General features: G+C 70.5%; 3 protein-coding genes. 2 read left to right on the top strand and 1 reads right to left on the bottom strand.

Annotated elements, in window-relative coordinates:
• The first annotated feature begins 233 nt into the window (after positions 1-233).
• A complete protein-coding gene (locus tag ACTWQJ_RS48330; protein ID WP_443312725.1) occupies positions 234-989 on the top strand; it encodes a transposase in 756 nt (251 codons plus the stop codon).
• A gap of 590 nt (positions 990-1,579) precedes the next feature.
• Here ACTWQJ_RS48330 and ACTWQJ_RS48325 read toward each other — a convergent pair.
• A complete protein-coding gene (locus ACTWQJ_RS48325) occupies positions 1,580-3,334 on the bottom strand; it encodes a S8 family serine peptidase (RefSeq protein ID WP_443312724.1) in 1,755 nt (584 codons plus the stop codon).
• Between the two features lie 66 nt (positions 3,335-3,400).
• Between ACTWQJ_RS48325 and ACTWQJ_RS48320 the strand changes: the two genes are divergently transcribed.
• The coding region (locus tag ACTWQJ_RS48320) for a hypothetical protein (protein WP_443312723.1) at positions 3,401-3,617 on the top strand (217 nt) is incomplete at its 3' end.

Genomic DNA, 3,617 nt, shown 5'->3' with positions numbered 1-3,617 from the left:
ACCGGGGGGCGTGACCGTGAGGTGGGCTTTGAAACGGTCGGCAAGCGACTCCTTGGCCTCGCGGACCTCGCGCAGCGCCGGAATGAGCATGTCTGTGGCTACGGCCATCACGATTCCCTCGGATGTGGTCGGCAAGAATCGGCCGGAGATCGGCCCGCCTCCCACCGTGCCCCGAAACCGCTGCCCCCGCATCTTCCCGCCGGGCACGCTGGCTTCGTGCACTTCAAGCGGATGTGGCCACCACCGCGGCCACTACATACGACGCCCAGGCCCTGCCCGGCATCCACACCCGGCTCAAGCGCCGTGGGCTGCTGCCCGCCGAGCACCTGGTCGACGGCGGCTACACCTCCCTGGTCCATGTTGAGCAGGCCGCCCGCGAGCACCGGGTCACGGTCACCGGGCCGCTGCCGGGCAATCCCACCCGCCAGCACCGCCAGAACGAGGGCTTCGGCCGGGACGATTTCCACATCGACTTCGACCGCCGACAGGTGACTTGCCCCCAGGGCCAGGTCAGCAAGGGATGGCACGGCCCTCACCCGACCTCCTCGCCCACCGCGGCGCCGCTGATCGTGGCGCGGTTCACCAAGAGCCAGTGCCAGCCGTGTTCGGTCCGCGCCCGGTGCACCACCTCCCGCGACAGCGCCCGGAACGTGGGCTTTCCCCCGCGAGAACTCCGCGATCTGCAAGTCCGAGTCCGCGCCGAGCAGCAGACGCCCGACTGGCAGGCCCGGTATGCGGTCCGCTCCGGAGTCGAGGGCACCGTCAACGAGTTCGCCCATGGACACGGCATGCGCCGCTGCCGCTGCCGCGGACAGTCGAAGGCCCACCTACAGCACATCTTCACGGCCATCGCCGTGAACATCGAGCGCCTCAGCGGTGTGCCGCCGACCGACGAAGCACCCCCGTCCCGGCCACCGACCGCATTCCAGAACTTCCTGGACCAGCACGGGATCCCTCGGCTGAAGTCCTGGCGAGCCACCAGTAGTTGACCTCGACGTCACCAAGATCCCCGACAGAGTCAAGATCAGCACCTGCGCGACTTCCCTCAGGCTCCGTGATGTGAAGACTCGGCCGCCGCAGGCCAATGACAAACCGCTGGAACGCGGCGGATGGTGGGGGGTGCCGCAGCGGCCCCAGGGTACCGGCCTCGGCGGCTGCGGCCGGCCACCGTCGGGGAGGGTTCAGGTCATTCCCCGCTGCCGTGAACAGATCAGCGGTCTTGCCGCTGCGGGACCACGGCCTCCACAGTGCGGTTGTGCGGAACACACGTAGGAGCACGCGCTCGCCGCGGCGAGCGCGGTCGAGCGGGCTGAGCGGGCTGAGCGACGCGCCCGATATGGGTTGACCGCACTGACCCCTGGTTCCCGAACCGATAGACAAAATGCTGCTGCCGGAAGTGAACCGTGCGACGGCTACCGAGCGGGCCCGGCTCGGCCGGTCCTCACCTCGTGCTTCGGTCTCGACAAGAACCTCGACTACTGCTGGATCAGTGGACGGCCGAGCGGCACCCGTTCCTGGACGGGCGGGCGCCGGTCGGTGATCTGCCGTGGGGACGTGGCTGGCTGTGGCCCCGCCGGGCCTAACCGGTCAGGGTCGGGACGTAGGGGGACATGGCAGGGGCGAGTTGTACGCCGGGGACCAGGCCCAGGGCGACGAGGGCGTCCGGCATGCCGCGGCCGACGCGGGCGGCTTCCGCGGAGCCGGGGGCGGCGAGCTGGCGGCAACTGGTGGAGATGATGTCGAACAGGTGCTGCACCCGGCCGGGGCCGCGGGGCAGCAGCTGGCCGTGGAAGTCCTCGTGGTGGGCGAGCACGAGGGCGGCGAGACCGGCGATGTGGGCCGAGGCCGTGCCGGTGCCGTCAAGGGCCGTATATCCGCCCTGCGGCGAGCAGGAGAGGACCGCCACGCCGGGAGCGGCGGCGTCGACGCCCGGGCCGTAGCAGCTGAACGGTGCGGCGAACAGCCCCTCCGGTGTCAGCTGCGGGCCCGCATGAGCGGCCTGGGAGGTGTCCTGCGGGTACGAACCGAAGACTCCCAGCGCGCCCACAGCGAACACGGTCGGCAGAGAGCCGGGGAAGGCGACCGGTCCGCCCGTGTCGCCTGCCGGAGCGACGCAGGCGATGCCCACGGCGCCTGCGTCGGCAAGTTTGCGGGAGACCAGTGCCGATCCGTACGGGGTCGCCACCGCGATGTGGGCGATGTCGACCTCGCGGTCGATGCAGTGGTCCAGCGCGGCGATCAGGTCGCTGAAGCGGCCACCAGGCTGCACCTGGCAGACCTCCAGCTCGGCGTCGACCGCGATGCCGATGATGCCCCCGCCGGTGTCCGCCCCGGCGATGATGCCCGCCACGTGGGTGCCGGTGCCCACCGGGTCCTGGGCCCAGCCCTCTTCCGTGCCACAGACGAAATCGACCCCGGAGCGCGCCCGTTGCTTCAGGTCGGGGTGCTCGGAGGCGACACCCGAGCCGATGACCGCCACCCTGATGCCGAAGGCGCGGAACGTGGGAGGCAGCCGGTCCAGCCGCATGGCCCGCTGGCCCCAGCCGTACTGCTGCCTCTCGTCCAGCCCCGGACACACCTTGTCCAGCGGTGTGAGAGTGACCAGGTTCTCCTCGGTCACCGACAAGTCGGGACGGTTGATCCAGCGGTCCGCGTAACCGCCCGCAGGCCGGACGTACAGGGCCTGAACGGACTCCGGGGTTTCCGTGGTCAGCGTAACGGTGACCGTCCCATCGGCCCCGGTGATGCCCAGGGCCGGCCACGTCGCGCCGATCAGGAACACGCCCGCGCCGGCCAGCGGTTCGTCGTCCGGGCCGCAGACACGCAGTGAGATCTCCACAGGTTGTTCCATCGGCATGACCAGCCCCGGATCACGTAGAGGCAGGACCCCCGCGGTCGGTGTGGCGGCGGGTCCTGTGCCGGACAGCGGCAGGTCCGGCTCGATGTGTACGTGGAGCGTTCTCATCGCCGGTAGTTGAGCCTCGGCTGCTTCGACGACCGCGATTTCCGGGCAGGAGGGGGGCAGCCCGGCCGACTGGAGTCTCTCCGACGGCTGGAGTCTGCGGGTCACCTTGACCTCGGGCATGCGTTCCAGCCGGTCGCACACCGCGTCCATGCTGAGTTCGGGCACCCCCGGTGGGAGCAGATTCTGCGGCAGCGGTGTCACCATGTACCGCTCGCGGCGTGGCTGCACCGGGCGCGGCGACCGCGCGCCTTTCTCACGTGGCCCTGTCTGCTTGCCCTCGGGTTCGGATCCTGCAGCGTCGCCGCCCTCGGGCCCGCTCGCGGGGCTGTTTCCGGGCCTGTCCTTGACCATCACGTCCACCTTCACCACGCCTACGTCGTAACTTGTGCTTCTGATCCGGCGACGGGGCGGCTCGCGCTCGCACGCGGATGCGGTGTGCCCGGGAGCAGCCCGGGCACACCGCATCGCGCCGCCCTCAGGTCAGCCGATACCGAACGGCTGACCCATCTGACCGAAGCCGAAGCCAGGCTGCTGGTATTGCTGGCCGAACGGCTGCTGACCGTACGGCTGCTGGCCGAACCCGCCACCCCACGGCTGCTGGCCCCGCATGCCCTGCTGGCCCTGCTGGAGCAGCGCCACGATGGCGTTCGGC

The organism is Streptomyces sp. KR55 (assembly GCF_052245645.1).
GTDB lineage: Bacteria > Actinomycetota > Actinomycetes > Streptomycetales > Streptomycetaceae > Streptomyces > Streptomyces flavusporus.
This window is presented reverse-complemented; position numbering and strand designations above follow the sequence as displayed.